Raw genomic sequence first — 25,962 nt, 5'->3', positions numbered from 1 at the left:
GGCGCGGTCCACCAGGACCACCGCCTGCTGACCGACCGCAGCATCGGCGAGAACGTGGCGCTGCCGCTGATCCTGCGCGGTGACCGCCGCGGCGACGTCGGCAAGCGTGTGCGCTCGGTGCTCGAACGCATGGGCCTGGGCCACCGCGAGAAGGCGCTGCCCACGCAGCTGTCGGCCGCGAGCAGCAGCGCGTCGGCATCGCCCGCGCCATCGTCGCCGAGCCGAAGCTGCTGGTCGCCGACGAGCCCACCGGCAACCTCGACCCCACGCTGGCCGCGGAGATCATGGCCCTGTTTGCCGAGTTGCCCGGCCGCGGCACCAGCGTGCTGGTGGTCAGCCACGACCTGCCGCTGCTCAAGCGCATGCGCAAGCGAGTGCTGATCCTCGACCACGGGCGGTTGGTCGACGACATCTCGCCGCAGGACCTGGCCGAATGAGCAGGAAGGAAGCAATGCCCCGGAATGGTGAAGCCGCCGCACCGTCGCGGCTGGGCGCGTGGTTCGCCCACCACCTGCACAGCGTGGTGTTCAGCCTCGGCCGCGCGCTGCGCAAGCCGTGGGCGACCGCGCTGACCGTGGCGGTGATGGCGCTGGCGCTGGCGCTGCCGCTGGGGCTGTCGATCGCGCTGGACAACCTCAAGGTATTCACCGGCAGCGTGCAGCAGTCGCGCGACATCAGCCTGTTCCTGAAACCGGCGATCGACGGCGCCACCGCGCAGGACCTGGCCGCCAGCCTGCGCGCGCGCGACGACGTCGCCGGAGTGGTGCTGCGCACCCCGGAAGAGGGCCTGGCCGAACTGCGCCAGAGCGCGGGGCTGGGCGAAGCCATCGATGCGCTCGGCGAGAATCCGCTGCCGAGCCTGCTGATCGTCACCCCGGCCGGCGATGACGACGCCGCACTCGCCAAGGCGCTGGAAGCCCTGCCGCAGGCCGACCTGGTGCAGCACGACGCCCTGTGGCGGCAGCGGCTGGATGCCTGGCTCGGCTTCGGCGCGCGGCTGGTGCAGGTGCTGTCGCTGCTGCTGGGGCTGGGCGCGGTGCTGGTGGTCGGCAATACCGTGCGCTTGGACATCCAGGCGCGGCGCGAGGAAATCGGCGTGCTGCAGCTGCTGGGCGCCAGCGACGGCTTCATCCGCCGCCCGTTCGTCTACCTCGGCGCGTGGTACGGGCTGGGCGCGGGCGTGCTGGCGCTGGCGCTGGTCGGCGCCTGCGGGCTGGCGCTGCGCGCGCCGCTGGCGGCGTTGTCGCGGAGCTACGGCAGCCCGTTCGTGCTGCATGGGCTGGATGCCCTGCATTCGGGTTTCGTGCTGCTGGGCACAGTGTTGCTGGGTTGGCTGGGGGCGTGGCTGGTGACCGGCCACTTCCTCAGGCAGACTCGCCCGACCGAAACCTGAGGCGCGCATGCCCACGCATGAACTCAAGCACCTGATCAGCGACGCCCCCCGGGTGATGGTGGTCGACGGCTCCAAGCTGGTGCGCAAGCTGATTTCCGACGTGCTGCAACGCGAGTTGCCGGACGTGGAAGTCGTCGGCTGCGCCAGCATCGAGGAGGCGCGCGAAGCGCTCGCCGCCGGGCCGGTGCACCTGGTCACCACCTCGCTGGCGCTGCCCGACGGCGATGGCCTGGCGCTGGCGCGCAGCGTGCGCGACGCCGCCGGGCAGGCCTACGTGCCGGTGATCGTGGTCTCCGCCGATGCCCAGCAGCACCTGGAGCAGCGCCGCTTCAACGAATACGTCACCGACTACTTCGACAAGGCGCTGGGCCACGAGGCGCTGGCCGCGTTCATCCGCGGCTACGTGCAGCCCGAGCCGATGCCCGGCGCCACCGTGCTCTACGTCGAGGACAGCCGCGTGGTCGCCGAGGCCACCAAGCGCATGCTCGAACGCCACGACCTGCACGTGGTGCACGTGCTCACCGCCGAGGACGCGTTCTCGCTGCTCACCGCCGAGTCGCTGGGTCGCACCGTGCGCCGCATCGACCTGGTGCTGACCGACGTTACCCTCAAGGGCGAGCTGAATGGCCGCGACGTGGTCGAGCGCGTGCGTATCGACTTCGGCTACGGCAAGCGCCGCCTGCCGGTGCTGGTGATGACCGGCGACAGCAACCCGCATAACCAGTCCGCGCTGTTGCAGGCCGGCGCCAACGACCTGGTGCAGAAGCCCATCGAGGAACGCCTGCTGGTGACCAAGGTGCTGTTCCAGCTGCGGCTGGCGCGCCTGTCGCAGCCGGCGGTGATGCTGTGAGCGGGGCGGCACCCAACATCCAGCTCGAACCGAGCTGGAAGGCCCACGTCGGCGACTGGCTGCTGCGCCCGGAAATGCGCGAACTGGCCGCCTTCCTGCGCCAGCGCAAGGCCGCCGGCGCGCGGGTGTTCCCGCCGGGGCCGCAGATCTTCGCCGCGTTCGACGCCACCCCGTTCGAGCAGGTCAAGGTGGTGGTGCTGGGGCAGGACCCCTATCACGGCTACGGCCAGGCGCATGGCCTGTGCTTCTCGGTGATGCCGGGCGTGCCGGTGCCGCCGTCGCTGCTGAACATCTACAAGGAGCTGGAGGACGACACCGGCGTGGTGCCGCCGTTCCGGCGCCCGGACCACGGCTGCCTGCTGCCGTGGGCGTGGCAGGGCGTGCTGCTGCTCAACGCGGTGCTGACGGTGGAGGAAGGCCGCGCCGGCGCGCACCAGGGCAAGGGCTGGGAGGGCTTTACCGACCATGTGGTCGACGTGCTCAACCGCGAGCGCGAAGGGTTGGTGTTCCTGCTGTGGGGCAGCTACGCCCAGCAGAAGGGCAAGGTCATCGACACCCGCCGCCACCGCGTGCTGAAGGCCCCGCACCCCTCGCCGCTGTCGGCGCACCGCGGTTTCTTCGGCTGCCGGCATTTCTCGCAGGCCAACGACTACCTGCAGCGCCACGGCCAGCCCCCGGTCGACTGGCGGCTGCCGCCGCGGGCGGAGCTGGAGGCCCGGCTCGCCGGAGCGTGAACCGGCTTGAATCCCGGTCATGCCGCCGCAACATCGCCTCTGATACGGTAGCGAAGTCGGGAAACCGAGGATGCTGTTGGTGTTTAAAATCCGGCCATTTGACGGAATTGACGACAAAAGCGGAACACTGGAACTTTTTCTATACCGGCCAGTCCAATAGCTTGGACTGCTAAGATGAGCCCCATGAACCCGAATACTTCTACTGCCCTTGTGGCAAACAATCTTCCGGTTCCCAGCGCGCTCGGCTCGCTGGATGCCTACATCGGCGCCGTGCACCGGATCCCGGTGCTGTCGGTGGACGACGAGCAGGACCTGGCGCGCCGCTTCCGCGATGAGCAGGACCTGGACGCCGCGCGCGAGCTGGTGCATTCGCACCTGCGCTTCGTCGTGCACGTGGCCCGCGGCTACAACGGCTATGGCCTGCAACTGGGCGATCTGATCCAGGAAGGCAACATCGGCCTGATGAAGGCGGTCAAGCGCTTCGACCCGGATATGGGCGTGCGCCTGGTGTCCTTCGCGGTGCACTGGATCCGTGCCGAGATGCACGAGTTCATCCTCAAGAACTGGCGCATCGTCAAGGTCGCCACCACCAAGGCGCAGCGCAAGCTGTTCTTCAACCTGCGCAAGTCCAAGACCCGGCTGGGCTGGATGAACGCGGCCGAGGTCAGCGCGGTGGCGAAGGACCTGAACGTCTCCGAGCGTGAGGTGATGGAGATGGAGTCGCGCCTGTCCGGCCGCGACGTCGGCTTCGACGCGCCCAGCGACGAGAGTGACGACCATGCGCCGCCGGCGCCGGCCGCCTACCTGGTCGCGCACGACGAAGACCCGTCGCAGGCCTACGAGCGTGCCGACAGCGAGGACAACCAGCTGCAGCTGCTGCGCGAGGGCCTGGCCAACCTCGACCAGCGTTCGCGCGACATCATCGCCCGCCGCTGGCTGGACGCCGACAGCAAGGTCACCCTGCAGGAGCTGGCCGACGAATACGGTGTGTCCGCCGAGCGCATCCGCCAGATCGAGGCCAATGCGCTGAAGAAGATGAAGGCACTGTTCACCGCCTGAGTCGCGGTGCCGGTGTTGCACGTCTGCTGGAAAGGCCCGGTCGTACCGGGCCTTTTCCGTTTCCGGGCACGATGCCCAGCCATAAGGGGAATGCCATGAAGGGAACCTGCCTGTGCGGCGCCATTGAAGTCACGGCCTCCGACCATGCCGACGTCGGCCTCTGCCATTGCGCGACGTGCCGGCGCTGGTCGGGCGGGCCGATGTTCGCGGTGCACTGCGGCAGCGATGTGCGCTTCGATGGCGCGCAGCCCAGCGCCTATCGTTCCTCGGACTGGGCCGAGCGCGGCTTCTGCCCGGCCTGCGGTACCCACCTGTTCTATCGGCTGTTGCCGACCGGCGAGTACATGCTGCCGGCCGGGTTGTTCCAGCAGCAGGAATTCCGGCTCGAAAGCCAGATATTCATCGACGAGAAGCCGGCGTTCTACGAACTGAGCAACGACACCGAAGTGCTGACCGGCCAGCAGGTGTTCGAGCGCTTCGCCTCCGGCAACGGCTGACGTCGTTCACTCCCGCGGCGGCGGATCGCCATCGTGCGGTTCGCCATCGGCATCGCCGAAGATGATCCGCGCGCCGCGCTGGTAGCTCCAGTAGGCGACCGCCCAGTTGAGCAGCACCACCAGCCGGTTGCGGAAGCCGATCAGGAAGAACACGTGCGCGGCCAGCCAGAACCACCAGGCCAGCAGGCCGGAGAGCTTCAGCCGACCCATGTGCACGATGGCGGCCATGCGCCCGATGGTCGCCAGGTTGCCCTGGTCGCGATAGCGGAACGGTGGCGGCGCCGGGTGCTGTTGCAGCCGCGCGCGGATCACCGCGGCCACGTACCTGCCCATCTGCTTGGCGGCCGGCGCCACGCCCGGCACCGGGCGGCCGTCGGCCTGCGCCAGCGCGGCCAGGTCGCCGGCGACGAAGACCTCGGGGTGGCCGGGCAGCGTCAGGTCCGGCTGCACCTGCACGCGGCCGGCGCGGTCCAGTGGCGTGTCCAGCGTGCGCGCCAGCGGCGAGGCGGCCACGCCGGCGGCCCAGACCACGGTGCGGGCAGGGACGAACCGCTCGCCGAGGTGGAAGCCCTCGGCGTCGATGGCGGTCACCGGCGCGCCGGCATGCACTTCCACGCCGAGCCGCTCCAGCTGCCGGCGCGCCTTCAGCGACAGCACCTCCGGGAAGCTGGACAGCACCCGCGGCCCGGCCTCGACCAGCCGCACCTTCGCCGAGGCCGGATCGATGTGGCGGAACTCGTTGCGCAGGGTGTGGCGCGCGATCTCGGCCAGGGTGCCGGCCAGCTCGACGCCGGTGGGGCCGCCGCCGACGATGGCGAAGCTGAGCCAGGCCGCCTTCTTCGCCGGGTCGGGTTCGGCCTCGGCCTTCTCGAAGGCCAGCAGCAGCCGGCGCCGCAGCGCCAGCGCATCGTCCAGCGTCTTCAGGCCGGGGGCGTGCGGCGCCCATTGGTCGTTGCCGAAATAGGCATGGGTGGCGCCGCTGGCGACCAGCAGCAGGTCGTAGTCCAGCGTGGTGCCGTCGCGCAGCCGCACCTGGCGTTGGTGCTTGTCGATGGCATCCACCTCGCCGAGCCTGACCTCGACGTTGCGCTGCCGGCCGAGGATGTGCCGCAATGGTGCGGCGATGTCCGGCGCCGACAGGCCGGCGGTGGCCACCTGGTACAGCAGCGGCTGGAACAGGTGGTGGTTGCGGCGGTCGACCAGGGTGATGCGCAGCTTCGCGTTGGCCAGCGCGCGGGTGGCCCGGAGGCCGGCGAAGCCGCCGCCGATGACCAGCAGGCGGGGAGGGCGGTCGTGGGGCATGCGGTACTCCGGTGGGGGCCGGCGGATGCCGGTTGGAGGGCGTGGACAACCGGCCGCCATCATCGCATGGGGTGCGCATGCTCGGGCCGATGGTCGATACTGGCTCCGAGCCGAATGCCGTGGAGGGAATGCCGTGTCCGATCCCGAAAAGCGTATCGCCCTGCTGATCGACGCCGACAATGCGCCGGCGGCGAAGATCGACGAGGTGCTGGCCGAGGTGGCGCGCTTCGGCGTGGCCAACGTGCGCCGCGCCTACGGCAACTGGAAGAGCCCGCGGCTGAAGGGCTGGGAGGCGGTGCTGCACGAATACGCGATCCGCCCGATCCAGCAGTTCGCCTATTCCAAGGGCAAGAACGCCTCGGACATGGCGATGGTGATCGACGCGATGGACCTGCTCTACGCGCGCAACCTCGATGGGTTCGCCATCGTCTCCAGCGACGCCGATTTCACCCCGCTGGTGATGCGGCTGCTGACCGACGGGGTGAAGGTCTACGGCTTCGGCGAGAAGAAGACGCCCGATCCCTTCGTCAACGCCTGCTCGCAGTTCACCTACCTGGAGGCGCTGGGGCAGGAGGATGCCGGCCGGGTAGCGGCGGATGCGGGGCAGCCGGGGCATGGCGAGGCCGCCGCGGATGCGCCTGCCGCGCCGGGCGGGGCGCAACCGCCGATCCAGCCGCGCCCGGGCAACGAATTGCGCGGCGACACCCGCCTGCTCAACCTGCTGCGCGGCGCGGTGGACGCGGCCGCCGACGAGCAGGGTTGGGCGGCATTGAGTGCGGTGGGCAACCAGATCGGCAACCGTGCCTCGTTCGATTCGCGCAACTACGGCTACCGCAAGCTCAGCGACCTGCTCGCGGCGATCGGCCTGTTCGAGTTGAAGAAGGACGACAAGTCCACGCAGGTACGGGTGTTGCCGAAGAAAGCCGCCAAGGCCGCCAAGGCGGGCGCGGCATGACGATGACGGCGGCCACTCCGGCGTATGGTGCGGGTCCTGCGTCGGTCACAACGGGAACCGGGATGCTGAAGATCTGGGGACGCCGCAATTCGAGCAACGTGCGCAAGGTGCTGTGGTGCGCCGAGGAAATCGGCCTGCCTTATGAGTCGATCGAGGTGGGCGGCGCGTTCGGCGGCACGCAGAGCGCCGACTACCGGGCGATGAACCCCAACGGGCTGGTGCCGGTGATCGAGGACCACGGCCTGCCGGTATGGGAATCCAACGCCATCGTCCGCTACCTGTCGGCGCGCTACGCGCTGGGCACGCTGTACCCGGAAGACCCGGCATTGCGCGCGCAGAGCGAGAAGTGGATGGACTGGACCATATCGAGCTTCGCCGTCGCCTTCCGCGACCTGTTCTGGGGCGTGGTGCGCACCGCACCGGCCGACCGCGACGCCGCGCGCATCGACGCGGCACTGGTGCGCTGCGGCGAGTTGCTGGCGCTGGCCGATGCCGAGCTGGAGCGGCAACCGTGGCTTTCCGGCGAGTCGTTCGCGATGGGCGACATCCCGCTGGGCGCCTTCGCCTATGCGTGGTTCGAGATGCCGATCCAGCGCCCGGACCTGCCGCACCTGGCCGGCTGGTATGCGCGCCTGCAGGTGCGCCCGGCTTACCGCAAGGGCGTGATGACGCCGCTGACCTGAGGCTTGCCGGAATGCCGTGGATGCGGGGCTTGCCCCGCATGATGCGCTCCCGGTGAAGCCCATGCGGGGCAAGCCCCGCATCTACGAGTAGGCCGGTGCCACGCCCCCGGCGATGCTTGCCCCCGTGTCGGGGGATAACCCGCTCCCACGAGCCATGAGTGGGCTGGTGCACAAACGACGACAGCCGCCTGTACCAGCGCGGCTGTCGACGTAGGCTGCCCCGAAGGGCAGGGGTCAGAACTTGTAGTTCAAGCCGAGGTAGACAACGCGACCGGCATAACCGTTGGAGTAGAAGCGGTTTTTGGTGTCGTTGCCCAGGTGGGTACGCGTCTCTTCCTTGGTCAGGTTCAACACCGAGGCGCTCAGGCTGAGCGCCGGGGTGACGTTGTAGGCGGCGTTCAGGTCGATCTGCTGGTAGGGCTCCTGGTAGAGGTTCAGGCCGCTGACCAGGCCCTGCACCACTTCGCCACGACGGTTCCACGAGGCACGCAGCAGCAGCTTCTCCACTTCGTAGAACACGGTAAAGTTGGCCTGGTTCTTGGCGCTGCCGACCAGCGGCGACTTGCCGATCTCGGTGCCGTCCTCGAGGGTGATGGCCGCTTCGTTGGTGTCGTTCCAGGTGTAGTTCGCCTGGAAGCCCAGGCCGAAATCCAGCGTGTGCTGGGCATAGAACTCCGCGCCCTGCGAAACCGCGTCGCGACCGCCGGCGGTGGTCGAGTAGTTCTGCACGACCACGGTTTCGCCACCGATGTCCTGCGTCACGTCCTGCACCACCGGCACCGAGAAGTTGCTGACGTCCTTGCGGAACAGGTCCAGGCCCACCACCGAGCCGGGGCGGAAGTACCACTCCAGGCCGATGTCGTACTGGGTGGCCTTGTAGGCCTCCAGGTTCTTGTTGCTGCCCGAGCCGTACCAGCCCTGTTCGCCGGCGCCGCCGGTCAGGCGGCGATCGTTGACGTATTCGGGGCTGAAGTATTCCAGGCTGCCCGGGGCGGCGATGTTGCCGTAGCTCGGGCGCGAGATCACCTTGGAGGCCGCCGCGCGCAGCAGCAGGTTCTCGCTCAGGTCATAGGCCAGGTTGAAGCTCGGCAGCACGTCGGTGTAGGTGCGCTCCAGGCTGCTGACCGCGAAGGTCTCCGGCCGGGCCACGCTGTCCGAAAGCCGCCAGTAGCCCTCGGTGCCGCAGTAGGTACGGTCGGGCGCGCCGCCCGGTACCGCATCGCCCGCCTGGCACGCCAGCGGATCGCCGTTGGCGTCGTCGTAGAAGTAGTCGTTGTAGAGGGTGACCTTGTCGGTGGAGTCGGCGTGCTGGCGGGTGCTGACCACGCGCACGCCGACGTTGCCGCGCAGGCGCTCGGTGCGGAAGTTGGCCTGCAGGTAGGTGGAGTAGATCTTTTCGTCGACGTTGTAGACGAAGTTGTCCTCGTTGCGGGTCTGCATCGGCCCGTAGGTCTTGTTCAGGTAGGCGATGTAGGCCGGGTAGTCGATGGCCGGGAACGCGCTGGCATTGATGCCGCCGGCCAGGTTGCCCATGCCGTACAGGAAGTCGGGCGAGAACTGCAGGGCCAGGTCGTTGCAGCCGCCGTTCCAATAGCGGTTTTCGTAGTCGCTCGGGTCGGTGCCCGGGCAGGCCCAGTAGCTGTTGCCGGTGCTGCGGTGGATGCCGCCATCGCGGTACTTGACGCCGAACTGGAACGACTCGAAGAAGCCGGCCTCGGTATGCCAGGTGGTGTCGATCTGGGCGTACTTCTGCTCGTTGGTGTTGCGGGTCCAGGACGAACCGGTGGAGCCGAGGTCGACCTGCAGGATGCCGTCCTTCAGGTTCTGCATCAGCTCCGGCGAGAACACCATCGACGGGGTGCCGGTCAGGTCCCAGGAACTGGCCAGGTTGCCCAGGCTCCAGCTGCCGTCCGCATTCTGGCGACGCGGCTTGAGCGGCAGCGAGAACTGCAGCGAAGGACCGCCCTTGGCCCAGGTGCGCCCGCCCTTGAAGGCGACGTCGACCGACTCGCCGCGCCATTCGGCCGAAAAGTCGACGGTCTGCGACAGTGCCTTCTCGAGGTTGTAGCTGCCGGTGATCTGCGGGGTCGGGATGGTGCAGTCATCCGAGCCCCAACCGCCCGGCGCCATGCCGGCGTCGGCGGCCTCGTCCTCGCTGCAGTAATAGGCCTTGCCCGGGTGCAGGCTGTAGTCGGCGCCGGTGACGATGGTGCCGCTGGGGTCCATCGTCATCCCGTCGAGCAGGCGCCCGCCGGCCCAGTTGCCGTCGCCCCAATAGCGGGCGATGTTCCATTCCGGCACCTTGATGGTGTGGGTCTGGGAGTCCTGCGACAGCTCGAAGCGGAAGTAGTTCGCGGTCAGGGTCAGGTTGTCCAGCGGCTTGAACTGGAAGGTCAACTGGCCGCCCTTGCGCTCGCGTTCCTCTTCCTTGACGTCGAGGTTCACCGACGTCGGCATCATGAAGCCGGTGTAGTACTTGCCGTTCTGGTCGTAGAAGCCGGTGCCGCCCCACCAGTTCGAGTTGAAGTCCGAAGGGTTGCCGTTGACGTCGACCGCGGTGCCGCCTTCATCGCGGCCATACCACTGCCAGCTCTCGGTGCTGGCGCCCATCGTGCGGGTGGTGCGCTTCTGGTCGGTATAGCCGACGAACACGCCGAAGCGGTCGTCCTTGTCATGCCAGGCGTACGAGGCGGAGAGCTGCCCGTCGGTCTTTTGGGTGGTGTCGGCCCGGGTGCCCTCGACGGAGACGAAGCCGGTATTGGATTCCATGTCCAGCGGACGGCGGGTGTGCAGGATCACCGTGCCGCCGATGCCGCCCTCGTCGATGCGCGCTTCCGGCGACTTGAACAGTTCGGCGCTGCCCAGCATGTTCGACGGCAGCAGCGTGTAGTTGAACGAACGGGTCGGGTCGCCGTTGGATTCGGCGGTGGCGATGTAGTTGCCGTTCAACTCGGTCAGGGTCAGCTCCGAGGACAGGCCGCGCACGCTGACGTTCTTGCCTTCGCCACCACTGCGGGTGACGATCACGCCCGGCACGCGCTGCAGCGCGTCGGCCACGTTCTTGTCGGGGAACTTGCCGACGTCCTCGGCATTGATCACCTCAACGATCGCATTGGCGTCGCGCTTCTGGTCCAGGCTCTTCTCGATGGCGTAGCGATAGCCGGTGACGGTGACCGCGTCGAGCGTGGTGGCGTCGGCGTTCTGGGTGCCGGCCTGCTGTGCGAAGGCGCCGGCCGGCAGCATTGCCGTGGCGACCAGTGCGGCCGTGATGGCCGCGGACAACGCATGGCGGCCGTGCGTGCGTGACATCTGTTTCATTCCGCTCTCCCTCTCCTGGATTGAAGTCGGTAACTGCACGAAGGTATTGAATCGATCTAAATTTGAAGCCGGACGAGGCGGGTACTTCGCCTGCCCCCGAAGGGGCGGTCCGACCCGTGGTTGTCCTGCAATCGCCGTCGAATTGATTTGGATCGATCTAAACGATTGGTGCGAAATTTTTAACACAGTGCCGGGGCCGACGCATGTTGCTGCGCAATATGGCGCTGGTCCCGGAGAGGCCGGATGAAGGGGAAGGGCCGGCCGATCCTGCCGGAAGGGCAGCGCCGCGATCAGGCGCGGGCAGAGGCGCGCCGGGCCGTGGATGTTGCGTTGCAGAATGCATCGGCCGAAATGGCCATGCTTTACTTGGATCGATCTAAATTCACTGGTGCCCGGCACTCTCCCCGTCCCGCAAGGGCGGGCCGGCCATCAACGGCCCGGCATTGCCGGGCCACCCTATCGCCGCACCGACATCGCCCCAGAGAATCCAGCCCGTGAGCCGAATGCCGTCCGCCACCGCTTCCCGTTTCCGCCGCCCGCTGGCCGCGGCCGCCTGCCTGCTGGCGGTGTCGCTTGCCCCGCTGTCGCAGGCCGCCCCGGCCACGCCCGAGCGCGAGGTCAACACCTTCATCGGCACCCAGGACGACGGCAATACCTTCCCCGGTGCGTCGGCGCCGTTCGGATTGATCCAGGTCAGCTCGATTGGCCTGCATTACGCCGGCTGGCGCTATGACGAGGACAAGATCCTCGGCTTCGGCCACTCCTTCGTCTCCGGCGCGGGCTGCTGGGAACAGGGCGGGCAGGTGTCGGTATTGCCGGTGACCGGCAGCATCGCCCCCGGTGGCGATTTCGATACCGGCGATGCGAAGAGCTTCGACCAGAAGCGCTACGGCGCGCGCTACACCCACGATGGCGAGGTCGGCCAGGCCGGCTACTACAGGGTGCGCCTGACCGACTACGGCGGCATCGACGCCGAGGCCACCGCGCTCACCCGCGCCGCCGCCGAGCGCTACACCTTCGCCGCCGATGCCGGTAGCGGCCACGTGCTGGTCAACGTCAGCCAGGCCAACAACCGCCACCGCGTCACCGGCAGCCAGGTGCGCGTGGTCGGCGACCGCGCGGTGGAAGGGCAACTGACCACGCTCAGCTTCTGCGGCGGCCACCAGTACACCACCTGGTTCCACATCGAGTTCGACCGGCCGTTCAAGGCGTTCGGCGTCTGGGGCCAGGCCGGCGGCACGCCCGGCGCGCGCTTCAGCATGGAAAGCGAGCACGACCCGTACAACGGCGCGTGGCTCAGCTTCGACCTGGAGGACGGGCGCAGCGTCACCGCGGTCAGCGCGATCTCGCACGTGGACATCGAAGGCGCGCGCGAAAACCTGCGCCGCGAGGGCAGCGACGGCAACGGCCGCCTGCTCGGCTTCGACGCCATGCGCAAGCGCGCGCAGGCCGACTGGGCGCGCGAGCTGTCCAGCGTCAAGGTGCATGGCGGCAGCAAGGACGAGCGCAGCGTGTTCTACACCGCGCTGTACCACGCCCTGCTGCAACCGATGACCGGCAGCGACGCCGACGGCCGCTACCGCGGCTACGACAACGCCATCCATATGGCCGACGGCTGGACCTACCACGAGTATTTCTCGCTGTGGGACACCTACCGCAGCCAGAACCAGCTGCTGGCGCTGCTGCGCCCGCAGCGCGCCCGCGACATCGGCCGCAGCCTGCTGGCGATCGACGCGCAGGGCGGCTGGCTGCCGCGCTGGGGCTATGCCGATTTCGACAGCAACGTGATGACCGGCGACCCGGTCACCCCGTTCCTCGCCGACCTGTGGCGCTACGGCGCACTGCAGGGCATGGAGCAGGAAGCGTGGCAGGCGCTGTGGAAGAACGCCGAAGGCGTGCCGCCGCTGGAATCGCGCCACGAGGGCCGCGCCGGCAACGCCAACTACCTGAAGGACGGCTTCGTGTTCTACGACCGCACCTTCCCGGCCAAGGGCATGGACGTCGATCCGCACCAGGGTGGTTCGGCGACGCTGGAATACGCGCTGGCCGACTGCGCGCTGGCGCCGATGGCCGCCGCGCTCGGCCATGCCGATGCCGCCGCGACGCTGCGTGCGCGCGCCGGCAACTGGCGCAAGGTGTGGGATGCCGACCTCGCCGAGGCCGATACCGGTTTCGCCGGCTTCCCGCGGCCGCGCATGGAAGGTGGCGAATGGTTCACCCCGCCCACCGGCAGCTACGACCCGCGCTCGCACTATGGCTTCCACGAAGGCACCAGCTGGCAGTACCAATGGCTGGTGCCGCAGGACCTGCCGTCGCTGGCGCAGGCGATGGGCGGGCGCGAGGCGATGGGCAGGCGGCTGGACGCGTTCTTCGCCTACGACGAACTGCTCGCCGACCCGGATGGCGCAGCGCGCAAGGCGTGGGTGGCCGGGCCGTACAGCTACTACGGCCAGTACCGCTTCAACCCGAACAACGAGCCGACCATGCACGTGCCGGGGCTGTACAGCCTGATCGGCCAGCCGTGGAAGACCGCCACCGTGCTGCGCGCGGCGCAGACGCTGTTCACCAACGCACCCAACGGCGTCACCGGCAACGACGACCTCGGCACCATGTCGGCGTGGTACCTGTTCGGCGCGATGGGCTTCTCACCGCTGATGCCCGGCAGCGGGCAGATGCTGCTGCACCCGCCGCGCTTCGACCGCATCGACATCGCGCTGGAGAACGGCCGCACCCTGAGCGTGCGTGCGCCGGGCGCCAACGACGGCGTGCGCTACATCCGCTCGGCCAGCCTCGACGGCAGGCCGCAGTCGGCGACGTGGGTGGACGTGGGCCGTTTGCAGCAGGGCGGCACGCTGGCCTATGTGCTGGATGCCGCGCCGGATACGCAGGGGTGGGGAACGCATGTTGCTGATGCCCCGCCGGCGTTGTGCCCGGCGGTGGTGCAGTGAGCTGTGGATGCTCCCTTCTCCCTCCGGGAGAAGGTGCCCGAAGGGCGGATGAGGGGCGAACGTAGTCCGTGATGGTTGATCATTCGTACTCCATTGCCCCTCACCCCAACCCCCGCTCCGCGTCCCGGCCCTTGCGCCAGCGCAAGGGCGTTCGAGGAACAGCGAACCAGTGGTTCGCGAACTGTCCCTCTCACCCCGAAGGGAGAGGGGCTTTGTAAAGCTGGAGCCATCCCATGAACACCCGACGCGAATTCCTGCAACAGATGGCCTTGGCCGGCGGCGCATTGGCGCTGCCGGGCATCGCAAGCGCGACCAGCAAACAACCAGTCATCGCCGCCGCCAACGGTGCGCGCGTCGTCTCCACATGGGATTTCGGCGTGCCCGCCAACCAGGCCGCATGGAATGTGCTGCACGCGGGCGGCACCGCGCTGGACGCGGTGGAGCAGGGCGCGCGCTGGGCCGAAACCGGTCTGTGCAACAGCACCGTCGGCCATTGCGGCTACCCCGACCGCGACGGCGTGCTGACCCTGGACGCCAGCATCATGGACGGCGACGGCCGCTGCGGCGCGGTCGCCGCGCTGGAAGACATCGACCACCCGGTCAGCGTCGCGCGGCGCGTGATGGAGCAGACCCCGCACGTGCTGCTGGTCGGGCAGGGCGCGCAGCAGTTCGCGGTCGAACAGGGCTTCGAGAAACAATCGCTGCTGACCCCGGAAGCGGTGCAGGCGTGGGAAGAGTGGAAGAAGACCTCGCGCTACCAGCCGCAGATCAACGCCGAGCGCCGCCTGATTCCCGGCAACAGCCAGAACCACGACACCCTTGGCATGCTCGCCATCGACCAGCGCGGCAACCTCGCCGGCGCCTGCACCACCAGCGGCATGGCATGGAAGCTGCGCGGCCGCGTCGGCGACAGCCCGATCGTCGGCGCCGGCCTGTACGTGGACAACGAGGTCGGCGCGGCCACCGCCTCGGGCGTGGGCGAGGAGATGATCCGTAACGCCGCCAGCTTCCTCGTCGTCGAACTGATGCGGCAGGGCCACTCGCCGATGGACGCCTGCCGCGAGGCCATCGACCGCGTGGTGCGCAAGCGCCCGGAGGCGAGCAAGTCGCTGCAGGTGTGTTTCCTGGCGATCAACCGCCACGGCGAGGTCGGCGCGTTCGCGCTGCACCCGGGCTTCGTCTATGCGGTCTGCGACGCGCAGCGGCAGGACGCGCTGCTGGACTCGGGCGCGGTGTATCCGGGCGAAGGCGCGTGAGCATGGCCGCGCGCTTCACGCTGGAGATCGCCGCCGGTTCGCTGGCCTCGGCGCTGGCCGCGCAGGCAGGCGGTGCCGATCGCGTGGAGCTGTGCGAAGGACTGGAATACGGCGGCACCACGCCGTCGTACGGCACCCTGGCCTCGGCGCGCGAGCGCGTGCGCCTGCCGCTGTTCGTGCTGGTGCGGCCGCGTCCGGGTGATTTTCTTTACGACGATGCCGAAACCGAGGTCATGCTGCACGACATCGAGCAGTGCGTGCGGCTGGGTTGCGACGGCGTGGTGATCGGCGCGCTCAATGCCGAGGGCGGGGTGGACATGCCGCGCTGCCGTGCGCTGGTAGCAGCCGCCGGACCGCTGGCGGTCACCTTCCACCGCGCGTTCGACGCGGCGCGCGCGCCGCTGCGGGCGCTGGAAAACATCATCGATCTGGGCTGCCGGCGCGTGCTCAGTTCCGGCGCGCAGGCCGGCGCGCCGCAGGGCGCGGCGCTGCTGGCCGCCTGCGTGCAGCAGGCCGGCGAGCGGTTGGCGGTGATGCCCGGCGCGGGCATCGACGCAGGCAATATCGCCGCGCTGGCGCGGGCCACCGGCGCGCGCGAGTTCCATGCCTCGGCCAAGGCCGTGCGGGCCTCGTCGATGCGCTTCCGCAACCGGGCGCTGGCCGGGCTCGCGCCGGATTGGCAGCAGACCGATCCGGCGCGCGTGCGTGCGCTGCGCGACGCGCTGGACCGGCTCGCATGACCGCGCCTGCCGCCAGTGCCGGATCGCAACGTGCGCCGTGCCGTGTCGCGGCACGCAGGGCCGTACATCGTGCCCGGTCCGTCGGCACCGGCCTTCATCCCGTATCGTCTGCAGCCCGCGCGCAAGTTGTCGGCGCGGGGACCCCGGCGCGATACGTGCCGGCCTTCCTTCCCATCCAGCAGGGCGCCGGTGCGCCGGCTGCCAGGAGCTGCCTGTCGTGACCCGAAAGTCCCCCTCTTCCCCACGCAAGCCCGCCACCAAGGCCTCCGCGGGCAATGCCGCAACCGCCGCCAAGGCACCGCGCAAGGAGCATGGCGCGCGCCGCAACGTCACCTTGTCGGACATCGCCGGCGCCATCGGCGTGTCGCGGGCGACGGTGTCGCTGGTGCTGCGCGGCAGCCCGCTGGTGCACGCCGACACCCGCGCGCTGGTCGAGGCCGAACTCAAGCGCCAGGACTATGTCTACAACCGCGCCGCGGCCAACCTGCGGCGGCGCACCTCGTCCAGCGTGGCGCTGGTGATCAACGACCTGTCCAACCCGTTCTTCGCCGAATTCGCCGCCGGCGTGGACGAGGCGCTGGGCGAGCGCGGCTACGTCACCCTGCTCGGCAGCACCGGCGAATCGCCGCAGCGGCAGCAGGCGGTGCTGTCCTCGTTGATGGAGCATTCGCCGGCCGGGGTGATCCTGTCGCCGGCCGAAGGCAGCGATGCGGCCATGCTGCGCCCGGTGCTCGGCCTGCGCGGTCACGTGCTGCTGTTCAACCGCGAACTGGACGGCGCCGACGACTGGGATTTCCTGGCGCTGGACAACGAGCGCGGCGCGCGCATGGCGACCGAGCACCTGATCGGGCTGGGCCACCGCCGCATCGCCTTCTTCGGCGGCCATGCCGATTCCAGCTCGTGCCGCCAGCGTCGCGCCGGCTTCCAGGCCGCGATGGCGCGCGCTGGGCTGGAGGTGGTGCCGGAGTGGCTGATCGAATCGGCGCCGACCCGGCTGGAAGCGGCCTCGCGCACCGCCGAGCTGTTCGGCGAGGGCGCCAGCCCCACCGCGGCGGTCTGCTACAACGACACGGTGGCGCTGGGGCTGATGCTGGGCCTGGCCTCGCGCGGCATCCAGCCGGGCAAGGGCTTCGCCGTCACCGGCTTCGACGACATTCCCGAGGCATCGGTCAGCATGCCCACCCTGACCACGCTGTCGGTGGCGCCACGCGAGCGCGGCCGCCAGGCCGCCACGCTGCTGCTGCAGCGCGTGGACAAGCCCGACGCCCCCGCGGTGCGCACCATCGCGCCGGTATCGCTGTGCATCCGCGAAAGCAGCGGCAGCCCGCGCACGTGAGCCCGTTTCCTTCCCACGCATCCCGAGGTCCGTAGCGCATGCCTGCCACTCCCACTCCCGTTCCACCCCTGTCCGCCGCGGCCGCGCCGCCGATCACGCCGCGCGCCGCGCTGGCGGTGGTCACCAGCATCTTCTTCATGTGGGGCTTCCTGACCTGCCTCAACGACATCCTGATCCCGCACCTGAAGGCGGTGTTCGAGCTGAACTACGCGCGCGCGATGCTGGTGCAGTTCACCTTCTTCGGCACCTACTTCCTGATGTCGCTGCCGGCTGGGCGGCTGGTGGCGCGGCTGGGCTACAAGCAGGGCATCGTCGCCGGGCTGGTGATCGCCGGCATCGGCGCGCTCGGCTTCTGGCCGGCGGCGGCGCTGCGCGAATACCCGGCCTTCCTCGCCGCATTGTTCGTGCTGGCCACCGGCATCACCGTGCTGCAGGTGGCGGCCAACCCCTACGTGGCGCTGCTGGGGCCGGAGCGCACCAGCTCCAGCCGGCTGACGCTGGCGCAGGCGCTCAATTCGCTGGGTACGGCGATCGCGCCGATCTTCGGCGGCCTGCTGATCCTCGGCAACACGGTCAAGGGCGCCGACGACATCGCCGCGCTGCCGCTGGCCGAGCAGGCGGCCTACCGCGCGGCCGAGGCGCAGTCGGTGCAGGGGCCGTACCTCGGGCTGGCGGTCGCGCTGTTCCTGCTGGCGCTGTTCGTGTTCCTGTTCCGCCTGCCGACCCTGAGCGAAAGCAGCGAACGGGCCGACCATGCGCGGCATACCTATGCCGACGCGCTGCGCCACCGCCACCTGCTGCTCGGCGTGCTCGGCATCTTCTTCTACGTCGGCGCGGAAGTGTCGATCGGCAGTTTCCTGGTCAACTACCTGTCGATGCCCGACATCGGCGGCTTCAGCGAGCAGGAGGCCACCGGCTACGTGTCGGCGTACTGGACGATGGCGATGATCGGCCGCTTCGCCGGCTCGGCGCTGCTGGCCCGCTTCTCGCCGAGCCGGCTGCTGGCGATCTTCGCGCTGGTCAACGTCGGCCTGCTGGCGCTGACCATGACCAACACGGGCGGTACCGCTCTGTATTCGGTGGTGGCGATCGGCCTGTTCAACTCGATCATGTTCCCGACCATCTTCGCGCTCGGCATCGAGCGGCTGGGGCCGCTGACCAACAAGGGGTCGAGCCTGCTGATCATGGCCATCGTCGGCGGCGCGGTGGTGCCGTACCTGCAGGGCCAGCTGGCCGATCGCATCGGCGTGCAGGCCAGTTTCATTCTGCCGTTGCTGTGCTACGGCTACATCATCTTCTACGGCATGGTCGGCGCGCGTGCCGCCAGCGGCAGCAGCCAGGGGGGCTGAGTCCAGATGGGCAAGATCGTTTGTTTCGGCGAAATTTTGATCGATCTACTGGCGCAGCCGCCGGCCACGCCGGAAACGCCGCGCGCCTTCCTGCAGTACGCCGGCGGCGCCCCGGCCAACGTCGCGGTGGCGGTGGCGCGGCTGGGCGCGCGCAGCCATTTCGCCGGCATGCTGGGGCGCGACATGTTCGGCGACTTCCTCGCCGACAGCCTGGCCGAGGCCGGGGTGCTCACCGACTGCATCGTCCGCACCGACGCAGCCAAGACCGCGCTGGCCTTCGTCGCGCTGGACGCCGCCGGCGAGCGCAGCTTCAGCTTTTACCGGCCGCCGGCGGCGGACCTGCTGTTCCGCGCCGAGCACTTCCAGCCGGCCTGCTTCGACGGCACCGGCTGCTTCCACGTCTGCTCCAACAGCCTGACCGAGCCGGAGATCGCCGCGGCCACCTTCGCCGGCATGGACCGCGCCCGCGCCGCCGGCGCGGTGGTCAGCCTCGACCTCAACCTGCGCCCGGCGCTGTGGCCGGCCGGCACCGACCCGACGCCGCGGCTGTGGCAGGCACTGGAACGCGCCGACCTGGTCAAGCTCTCGCACGAGGAACTGGACTACCTGGCACGGCCGCTGGGCAGCGACGGCCAGGCGCAGGTGCTGCGCCGGTTGCTGGCCGCGCAGGCGCGCTGGGTGGTGGTCACCGACGGCGCCGCGCCGCTGCGCTGGCATACCCGCGACGCTAACGGCGAGGTGCCGAGCTTCCGCGTGCCGGTGGCCGATACCACTGCGGCCGGCGACGCCTTCGTCGGCGGCGTGCTGTACGGGCTGGCCGAGCGCGGCGGCACCGGCGCCGCCTTCGCCGCCTTCTGCCACGACCCGGTGGCGATCAACGACACCCTGCGCTTCGCCGCGGCGGTGGGCGCGCTGGCGGTCACCCGCAAGGGCGCCTTCGCCGCGATGCCCACGCTGGACGAAGTACAACGACTGCTGAGCCAACAAGAGGCCACCGCATGAACGCTCCCGATTTCCGTTCGCCCGCCTTCCTGCGCGCGCACGTCGCCGACACGATGGCCTTCTACCACCCGCGCTGCATCGACCCGGCCGGCGGCTTCTTCCACTACTACAAGGACGACGGCACGGTGTACGACGCCGGCCATCGCCACCTGGTCAGCAGCACCCGCTTCGTCTTCAACTACGCGATGGCCTGGCGCGCGTTCGGCAATGCCGAGTATCTGGACGCGGTGAAGCACGGCCTGCGCTACCTGCGCGAGGTGCACCGCAACCCGGCCACCGGCGGCTACGCGTGGACGCTGCGCGATGGGCAGGTCGAGGACGACATGAACCACTGCTACGGCGTGGCCTTCGTGCTGCTGGCCTACAGCTGCGCGCTCAAGGCCGGCATCGAGCAGGGGCGCGAGTGGATGGACGAGACCTGGCAACTACTGGAGAAGCACTTCTGGGAACCGCAGCACGGCCTGTACCGCGACGAGGCCGACGCGCACTGGAACTTCACCGGCTACCGCGGCCAGAACGCCAACATGCACATGTGCGAGGCGATGCTGGCCGCGTTCGAGGCCAGTGGCGAGCAACGCTACCTGCAACGCGCATTGCAACTGGCCGACAACATGACCCGCCGGCAGGCGGCCAAGGCCGGCGGACTGGTGTGGGAACACTACGACAGCGACTGGAACATCGACTGGGACTACAACCTCGACAACCCGAAGCACCTGTTCCGGCCGTGGGGCTTCCAGCCCGGCCACCAGACCGAATGGGCCAAACTGCTGATGATCCTCGACCGCCACGTCGCGGCCGACTGGCTGCTGCCGACCGCGCGCCACCTGTTCGACACGGCGGTCGCGCGTTCGTGGGACGAGGCGCGCGGCGGCCTGTACTACGGCTTCGCGCCGGAAGCGCGGCGCCAGCCGGGCATGCACGGTGCGGCCATCGGCGGCGACAGCTTCGTCTGCGACGACGACAAGTATTTCTGGGTGCAGGCCGAGTCGCTGGCCGCTGCCGCGCTGCTCGCCCACCGCACCGGCGACGACGCGTACTGGCAGTGGTACGAAAAGCTGTGGGCGTATTCGTGGAAGCATCTCGTCGATCACCAATACGGTGCATGGTTCCGCATCCTCGACGCCGACAACCGCAAGTACGACGACGAGAAGAGCCCGGCCGGCAAGACCGACTACCACACGATGGGCGCCTGTCACGAAGTGTTGAACGTGGTGGGCTGAGCTTTGCTCCTCCCCTTTGCCTGCGGCGAAAGGGAGGGGGCACGAGACGGCGGCAACGGGCGAACGCTCGTCCGTCAAATGGCGAATCCCGCCTTCGCGGGGAATGACAGGGCAGGAGACAAACAACGTGCAGCACAGACGCATTCGATTTGGATCGATGCAAGCCCGGGTCTTCTGGCGATATGTACTGCTGCTCGCCCTGTGCGCGCTTGCCGGCATCGCGCTGGCCGCGCCGCTGCCGGCGCAATGGAGCTTCCGCCTGCTGCCGGGCGATGCGCAGTCGCAGGCGCATCCCGGGCTGGACGCGTGGCGGCCGGCGCAGGTGCCCGGCAGCGTGCACACCGACCTGCTGGCGGCCGGCGTGATCGGCGACCCCTACGTCGGCGCGGCCGAAGCCGGGCTGCAATGGATCGGCCTGGCTGACTGGGAATACCGCGCGCGCTTCGACGTCGATGCGGCGACGCTGGCCCGTCGCCATGCCGAGCTGCGCTTCGACGGGCTGGACACCTTCGCCGAGGTCAGCCTCAACGGCCAGCCGCTGCTGCGGGCCGACAACGCGCACCGCAGCTGGCGTGCGCGCGTCGATGGCCGCCTGCGCGCGCAGGGCAACGAGCTGCGCATCGTGTTCCGCTCGCCGATCCGTACCCTGTTGCCGCAGGTGCAGGCGATGCCGCACAGGATCGCCGGCAACTATCCCTCGCCCTATGGCGACGAGCCCGCCGACGCGATGGTCGGCAACTTCGCGCGCAAGCCGGCCTACCACTTCGGCTGGGACTGGGGGCCGCGCTACGTCACCGCCGGCGTGTGGCGCGAGGTGCGTCTGGACAGCTGGGATGCGCGCCGCATCACCGATCTGGCGGTGCGCACCGACGTGCTCGACGACCAGCGCGCCGCACTGACCGCGCAGCTGCAGGTGGAGCAGGGGGAAGCCGCCGGCAGCGCCCGCGTGACCGTGGAAGCGTTCGACCCGGACGGCAAGCGCGTTGCCGCCGTCGAACGCGAGGTGGCGTTGCGGCCCGGCGACAACCGCGTGCAGCTGCCGCTGGAAATCGCGCAGCCGCGCCGCTGGTGGCCGGTGGGCTATGGCGTGCAGGACCGCTACACGGTGCGCGCCAGCGTGCAGGGTGCGGATGCCGTCACCCGGCGCACCGGCCTGCGCACGGTGCAGTTGCAGCGCGACGCCGACGCCGAGGGCGGGCAGGGTTTCGCCTTCGTCATCAACGGCGTGCCGGTGTTCGCCAAGGGCGCCAACGTGATCCCGTTCGATGCGTTCCCGGCACGGGTCACCCGCGAGCGCCTGCGCCGCGACCTGCAGGCCGCGCGCGACGCCAACATGAACATGCTGCGCAACTGGGGCGGCGGCTACTACGAGAGCGACGATTTCTTCGACATCGCCGACGAACTGGGGCTGCTGGTCTGGCAGGACTTCATGTTCGGCGGCGGCATGCAGCCCGGTTACGACCCGGCGTTCCGCGCCAGCGTGGTGGCCGAGGCGCGCGACAACGTCCGCCGCCTGCGCCACCACCCCAGCATCGTGCTGTGGTGCGGCAACAACGAGGAAGAAACCGCGTGGAAGGACTGGGGCCACGGCAAGCAGCTGGCCGAGGCCGACCCCGCGTTCGCCGCGCAGGTGTGGCAGGGCTACGTCGACCTGTTCGGCAACGACCTGCGGCAGGTGGTGGCCGAAGAAGGGCTGGGCGTGCCGTACTGGTCCAGCTCGCCGGGCAATGACCTCGACGCGAAGGCCAACGACTCCCGGCGCGGCGACAAGCACTACTGGGACGTGTGGGGCGGCCCGGCGCTGCCGGCGACCGCCTACCTGCGCGAGACGCCGCGCTTCATGTCCGAATACGGCCTGCAGGCATGGCCGCGGCTTTCCACCGTGGATGCGTTCGCCGCGCGCGACGAGCAGGCCATCGACGGCCCGGTGATCCGCGCCCACCAGAAGTTCATGGCCGGCAAGGGCAACGAACGCCTGCTGCACTACATCGAGCGCGAATACGGCACGCCGCGCTCCTTCCCCGATTTCGTCTATCTGAGCCAGGTGATGCAGGCCGAGGGCATCGAGCTGGCCGCGCTGCACCACCGTGCCTCGCGTCCGTACACCATGGGCTCGCTGTACTGGCAGCTCAACGACGTGTGGCCGGGCGCGTCGTGGTCGAGCCTCGACTATTACGGCAACTGGAAGGCGCTGCACTTTCATGCGCGCCGCTTCTTCGCCGGGGTGGCGGTGGCGGCACTGCGCGACGATGACGGCGTTACCCGCTTCAGCCTGCTCAACGATGGCCGCGACGCGATCACCGCGCAGTGGCGCGTGCGGGTGATGGACGTCGATGGCCGCGAGTCCGCGCGCCAGCAGGAAACCGTCACCCTGTCGCCGATGGGCGTGACCGACGTGGCGCGCTTCGTCGATGCCGACCTGCTCAAGGGCCACGACCCGGCGCGCAGCGTGGCCGTGTTCGAGCTGCTGCACGACGGCACGGTGCTGGCGCGGCGGCTGGTGCATTTCGTGCCGGCGAAGGAACAGGCGCTGGCCGCCGGCCAGCTGCAGGCCGAACTGCGCGCCGATGGCGACCGCTATCGCCTGCGGTTGCAGGCACGCGGCCTCGTGCGCGCGGCGTGGATCGACTTCGGCGACGTCGCCGCCGAGCCGGAAGACAACGCCTTCGACCTGCTGCCCGGCGAAACCCGCGAACTGGCCGTGCGCAGCCGCGCCGACCTGCCCACCCTGCGTGCCGCGCTGCAGCTGCGGACGCTGGGCGACACCCTGCACGCTCCTTCCGTTCCATCCCGCTGAACCACTCCCACCCCGAGGACCCGATGATGACCCGAGCCCTGCGTACCGCCCCCCTGGTTGCCGCCCTGGTGCTGGCACTGTCCGCCTGCAACGACCCGCAGGCCCCCGCCCTGAGCGCCGTGCCCGCGGCGACCGATGCCGCTGCCGCCACGGCGGCAGCCACCGAAGTGCCGGCCGTCGACGACGCCGAGGCCGCGCGCATGGCCGAGCAGGTGCGTGAGGCCACCCGCCATGCGTGGCAGGGCTACATGCAATACGCCAAGGGCCACGACGACCTGAAACCGATCAGCGCGCAGCCGCGCGACTGGTACCCGGTGCCGCTGCTGATGTCGCCGGTCGATGCGCTGGACACGCTGCTGCTGCTCGGCCTGGACAAGGAGGCCGCCGAGGCGCGCGAGCTGATCGTCACCCGGCTCTCGTTCGACCAGGACATCGACGTGCAGAACTTCGAGGTCACCATCCGCCTGCTCGGCGGCCTGCTGTCCGGCTACCAGATGACCGGCGACGAGCACCTGCTCAAGCTCGCCGACGACCTCGGCACGCGCCTGTCGCCGGTGTTCGACAGCCCCACGGCCTGCCGTACACCCACGTCAACCTGCGCACCGGCAAGACCAGCGGCACCATCAGCAACCCGGCCGAGACCGGTACCCTGCTGCTGGAGTTCGGCACCCTGGCCAAGCTCACCGGCAAGCAGGCGTACTACGACAAGGCCAAGCGCGCGCTGGTGGAAACGTACAACCGTCGCTCGAAGATCGGCCTGGTCGGCCTGAACATCAACGTCGAGACCGGCGAGTGGACCGACAAGGACGCCTCGATCGCCGGCGGCATCGACTCGTACTACGAATACCTGCTCAAGTGCTGGAAGCTGTTCGGCGACGAGGACTGCAAGCGCATGTGGGAGGACAGCATCGGCCCGCTCAACCAGTACCTGGCCGACGAGGTGCGCGAGGGCGAGCTGTGGTACGGCCACGCCGACATGGACAGCGGCGCGCGCACCTCCACCACCTACGGCGCGCTGGATGCGTTCATGCCGGGCCTGCTTGCGCTGGGCGGCGACCTCGACCGCGCCAAGCGCCTGCAGGAATCCAACCTGAAGATGTGGCGCCTGAACGGCATCGAGCCGGAATCGCTGGACTACGCGGCGATGGAAGTGCGCTCGCCCGGCTATGCGCTGCGCCCGGAGATCGTCGAGTCCGCGTATTACCTGCACCACTACACCGGCGACGCGCGCTACCGCGGCATGGGCAGGGAGTTCTTCGACGATTTCGTGAAGTACACCCGCACCGAACACGGTTTCGCCGCGCTGAAGGACGTGCGCAGCAAGGAGAAGGACGACTCGATGGAGAGCTTCCTGTTCGCCGAGACGTTCAAGTACTACTACCTGCTGTTCGCGCCGGCCACCGCGCTGGACTTCGACGCCATCGTCTTCAACACCGAGGCCCACCCGCTGCGCCGCACCTGGTAAGGCGGCACCCGGCATGGCGGGCAGGCATCCGGGCCTGTCCGCCATGTTTGCGATGGCGTCCACTGCGGCCGGCGGCGCAGGTTCGGCGTCGCCTGAGAGCATGGGAGAGGAAAGGTACACTCTGCCCATCGCAATCCGGGGAGCAGGGGCGTTGGCGTTGTCTTCCATCCTGATAGTCGACGACGATGCGGCCACGCAGGTACGCCTTGCCGGGCTGGTGCGCGAGGCGCTGGACGAGGCACCGGCCAGCGTGCGCACGGCGGCGGACCTGGGGCAGGCGCGCGCGTTGCTGGAAGCCGAACGCTTCGACCTGGCGCTGGTGGACATGCAGCTCCCCGACGGCAACGGCATCGAGCTGATCGGCTGGATCCAATCGCATGCGCCGCAGGTGCAGTCGGTGATCGTGTCCGCCTACGCCGAGGAACAACTGACCTTCACCGCGCTGCGGGCCGGGGCCATCGGCTACCTGATGAAGGACCGCGACGACGTGGAACTGGTCGTCGCCCTGCGCAGCCTGCAGCGCGGCGGCGCCCGATCGACCCGATGATCGCCCGCCGCATCCTCGCCCTGCTTCCGGAGGAAACGGCGCCGGTGCCGGCGACGCAGGCGGTCAACCTCTCCGAGCGCGAGCGCGGCATCCTCGGCATGGTGGCGCAGGGCTATGGCAACCGCGAGATCGCCGAGCTGCTCGGGCTCTCGCGGCTCACCGTGGAAGCGCACACGCGCAACATCTACCGCAAGCTGGCCGTGGGTTCGCGCACGGCGGCGGTGTTCGAGGCGCGCGTACTCGGGTTGTTGCCGTGAGGCGCTGGCACTGGCTGCTCCTGCTGCTCTGCATGGCGGCGGGCGCGGCCCGGGCGGAGCCGGTCGTGCGCATCGTCCACGCCGAGGCCGCGCGCGCCGGCTGGGATTCGACGCGGCCGCCCGAACGGGGCTGGGTGCCGGTGACGCTGGCCGACCAGTGGCAGACCCGTTGGGCCGGGGCACGACGCGTGGTCTGGTACCGGCTGCGCTGGCGGCAGGACGATGTGCGGCAGCCGACCGGCCTGCTGCTCGAC

Annotated in this window: 21 protein-coding genes and 2 pseudogenes; 21 read left to right on the top strand and 2 right to left on the bottom strand. The window is 69.4% G+C overall.

Going from position 1 to position 25,962, the window contains the following annotated elements; genetic code table 11:
* From MIC98_RS16980 to MIC98_RS16955, 6 genes and pseudogenes are all read left to right on the top strand, one after another.
* Positions 1-437 (top strand): annotated as a pseudogene (locus MIC98_RS16980) (ATP-binding cassette domain-containing protein); the annotation flags it as partial.
* A gap of 14 nt (positions 438-451) precedes the next feature.
* A complete protein-coding gene (gene ftsX / locus MIC98_RS16975) occupies positions 452-1,393 on the top strand; it encodes a permease-like cell division protein FtsX (protein WP_239734853.1) in 942 nt (313 codons plus the stop codon).
* A gap of 7 nt (positions 1,394-1,400) precedes the next feature.
* Positions 1,401-2,243, top strand: coding sequence for a response regulator (locus MIC98_RS16970; RefSeq protein WP_239734852.1), 843 nt, complete (start codon positions 1,401-1,403; stop codon positions 2,241-2,243).
* Positions 2,240-2,977, top strand: a complete 738-nt coding sequence (gene ung, locus MIC98_RS16965; RefSeq protein WP_057641498.1) for a uracil-DNA glycosylase — start codon at positions 2,240-2,242, stop codon at positions 2,975-2,977. Before MIC98_RS16970 ends, ung begins: the two co-directional genes overlap by 4 nt.
* Positions 2,978-3,160: 183 nt before the next feature.
* Positions 3,161-4,036, top strand: coding sequence for an RNA polymerase sigma factor RpoH (gene rpoH, locus MIC98_RS16960; RefSeq protein ID WP_057641499.1), 876 nt, complete (start codon positions 3,161-3,163; stop codon positions 4,034-4,036).
* Between the two features lie 95 nt (positions 4,037-4,131).
* Positions 4,132-4,533 carry a GFA family protein gene (locus MIC98_RS16955; protein WP_239734851.1) on the top strand — a complete coding sequence of 134 codons (402 nt, stop codon included), beginning with the start codon at positions 4,132-4,134 and terminating at the stop codon, positions 4,531-4,533.
* 6 nt (positions 4,534-4,539) lie between these two features.
* Here the strand turns inward: MIC98_RS16955 and MIC98_RS16950 are convergent, their stop codons facing one another.
* Positions 4,540-5,835, bottom strand: a complete 1,296-nt coding sequence (locus MIC98_RS16950; protein ID WP_057641501.1) for an NAD(P)/FAD-dependent oxidoreductase — start codon at positions 5,833-5,835, stop codon at positions 4,540-4,542.
* 133 nt (positions 5,836-5,968) lie between these two features.
* Between MIC98_RS16950 and MIC98_RS16945 the strand changes: the two genes are divergently transcribed.
* Together MIC98_RS16945 and MIC98_RS16940 are read left to right on the top strand one after the other, a co-directional pair.
* Positions 5,969-6,790 (top strand): NYN domain-containing protein, encoded by an 822-nt coding sequence (locus tag MIC98_RS16945; RefSeq protein ID WP_239734850.1) that lies wholly within the window; start codon positions 5,969-5,971, stop codon positions 6,788-6,790.
* A 62-nt stretch (positions 6,791-6,852) separates the two neighbouring features.
* The gene (locus MIC98_RS16940) at positions 6,853-7,473 is read left to right on the top strand and encodes a glutathione S-transferase (RefSeq protein WP_239734849.1); all 621 of its coding nucleotides are present in this window, start codon (positions 6,853-6,855) and stop codon (positions 7,471-7,473) included.
* Positions 7,474-7,707: 234 nt separating this feature from the next.
* On the opposite strand, the gene MIC98_RS16935 is transcribed toward MIC98_RS16940, so the two are convergent.
* A complete protein-coding gene (locus MIC98_RS16935; protein WP_239734865.1) occupies positions 7,708-10,716 on the bottom strand; it encodes a TonB-dependent receptor in 3,009 nt (1,002 codons plus the stop codon).
* Between the two features lie 578 nt (positions 10,717-11,294).
* Here MIC98_RS16935 and MIC98_RS16930 point away from each other — a divergent pair.
* From MIC98_RS16930 to MIC98_RS16870, 13 genes and pseudogenes are all read left to right on the top strand, one after another.
* On the top strand, positions 11,295-13,739 hold the full coding sequence (locus MIC98_RS16930) for a GH92 family glycosyl hydrolase (protein ID WP_239734864.1): 2,445 nt from the start codon (positions 11,295-11,297) through the stop codon (positions 13,737-13,739).
* A gap of 233 nt (positions 13,740-13,972) precedes the next feature.
* Positions 13,973-14,995: a N(4)-(beta-N-acetylglucosaminyl)-L-asparaginase gene (locus tag MIC98_RS16925; protein ID WP_239734862.1), complete on the top strand. Its 1,023-nt coding sequence runs from the start codon at positions 13,973-13,975 to the stop codon at positions 14,993-14,995.
* A gap of 2 nt (positions 14,996-14,997) precedes the next feature.
* The gene (locus MIC98_RS16920; RefSeq protein WP_239734861.1) at positions 14,998-15,735 is read left to right on the top strand and encodes a copper homeostasis protein CutC; all 738 of its coding nucleotides are present in this window, start codon (positions 14,998-15,000) and stop codon (positions 15,733-15,735) included.
* A 334-nt stretch (positions 15,736-16,069) separates the two neighbouring features.
* Positions 16,070-17,071, top strand: a complete 1,002-nt coding sequence (locus tag MIC98_RS16915) for a LacI family DNA-binding transcriptional regulator (protein ID WP_239734863.1) — start codon at positions 16,070-16,072, stop codon at positions 17,069-17,071.
* Positions 17,072-17,109: 38 nt separating this feature from the next.
* Complete coding sequence (gene fucP, locus MIC98_RS16910) at positions 17,110-18,420, top strand: L-fucose:H+ symporter permease (RefSeq protein ID WP_239734860.1); 1,311 nt, start codon at positions 17,110-17,112, stop codon at positions 18,418-18,420.
* 6 nt (positions 18,421-18,426) lie between these two features.
* The gene (locus MIC98_RS16905; protein ID WP_057640207.1) at positions 18,427-19,422 is read left to right on the top strand and encodes a carbohydrate kinase; all 996 of its coding nucleotides are present in this window, start codon (positions 18,427-18,429) and stop codon (positions 19,420-19,422) included.
* Positions 19,419-20,642: an AGE family epimerase/isomerase gene (locus MIC98_RS16900; protein ID WP_239734859.1), complete on the top strand. Its 1,224-nt coding sequence runs from the start codon at positions 19,419-19,421 to the stop codon at positions 20,640-20,642. The genes MIC98_RS16905 and MIC98_RS16900 overlap by 4 nt, the downstream gene beginning before the upstream one ends.
* A 157-nt stretch (positions 20,643-20,799) precedes the next feature.
* On the top strand, positions 20,800-23,439 hold the full coding sequence (locus MIC98_RS16895; RefSeq protein WP_239734858.1) for a glycoside hydrolase family 2 protein: 2,640 nt from the start codon (positions 20,800-20,802) through the stop codon (positions 23,437-23,439).
* Between the two features lie 23 nt (positions 23,440-23,462).
* Positions 23,463-23,972 (top strand): annotated as a pseudogene (locus MIC98_RS17130) (glycoside hydrolase family 47 protein); the annotation flags it as partial.
* A gap of 41 nt (positions 23,973-24,013) precedes the next feature.
* Positions 24,014-24,904: a glycoside hydrolase family 47 protein gene (locus tag MIC98_RS16885; RefSeq protein WP_239738270.1), complete on the top strand. Its 891-nt coding sequence runs from the start codon at positions 24,014-24,016 to the stop codon at positions 24,902-24,904.
* 157 nt (positions 24,905-25,061) lie between these two features.
* Positions 25,062-25,451, top strand: a complete 390-nt coding sequence (locus MIC98_RS16880) for a response regulator (protein WP_239738267.1) — start codon at positions 25,062-25,064, stop codon at positions 25,449-25,451.
* Positions 25,448-25,708: a LuxR C-terminal-related transcriptional regulator gene (locus tag MIC98_RS16875; RefSeq protein WP_239738266.1), complete on the top strand. Its 261-nt coding sequence runs from the start codon at positions 25,448-25,450 to the stop codon at positions 25,706-25,708. Before MIC98_RS16880 ends, MIC98_RS16875 begins: the two co-directional genes overlap by 4 nt.
* A gap of 65 nt (positions 25,709-25,773) precedes the next feature.
* The coding region (locus tag MIC98_RS16870) for a hypothetical protein (RefSeq protein WP_239738264.1) at positions 25,774-25,962 on the top strand (189 nt) is incomplete at its 3' end.

This window comes from Stenotrophomonas sp. NLF4-10 (assembly GCF_022359915.1).
Classification (GTDB): domain Bacteria; phylum Pseudomonadota; class Gammaproteobacteria; order Xanthomonadales; family Xanthomonadaceae; genus Stenotrophomonas; species Stenotrophomonas daejeonensis.
This window is presented reverse-complemented; position numbering and strand designations above follow the sequence as displayed.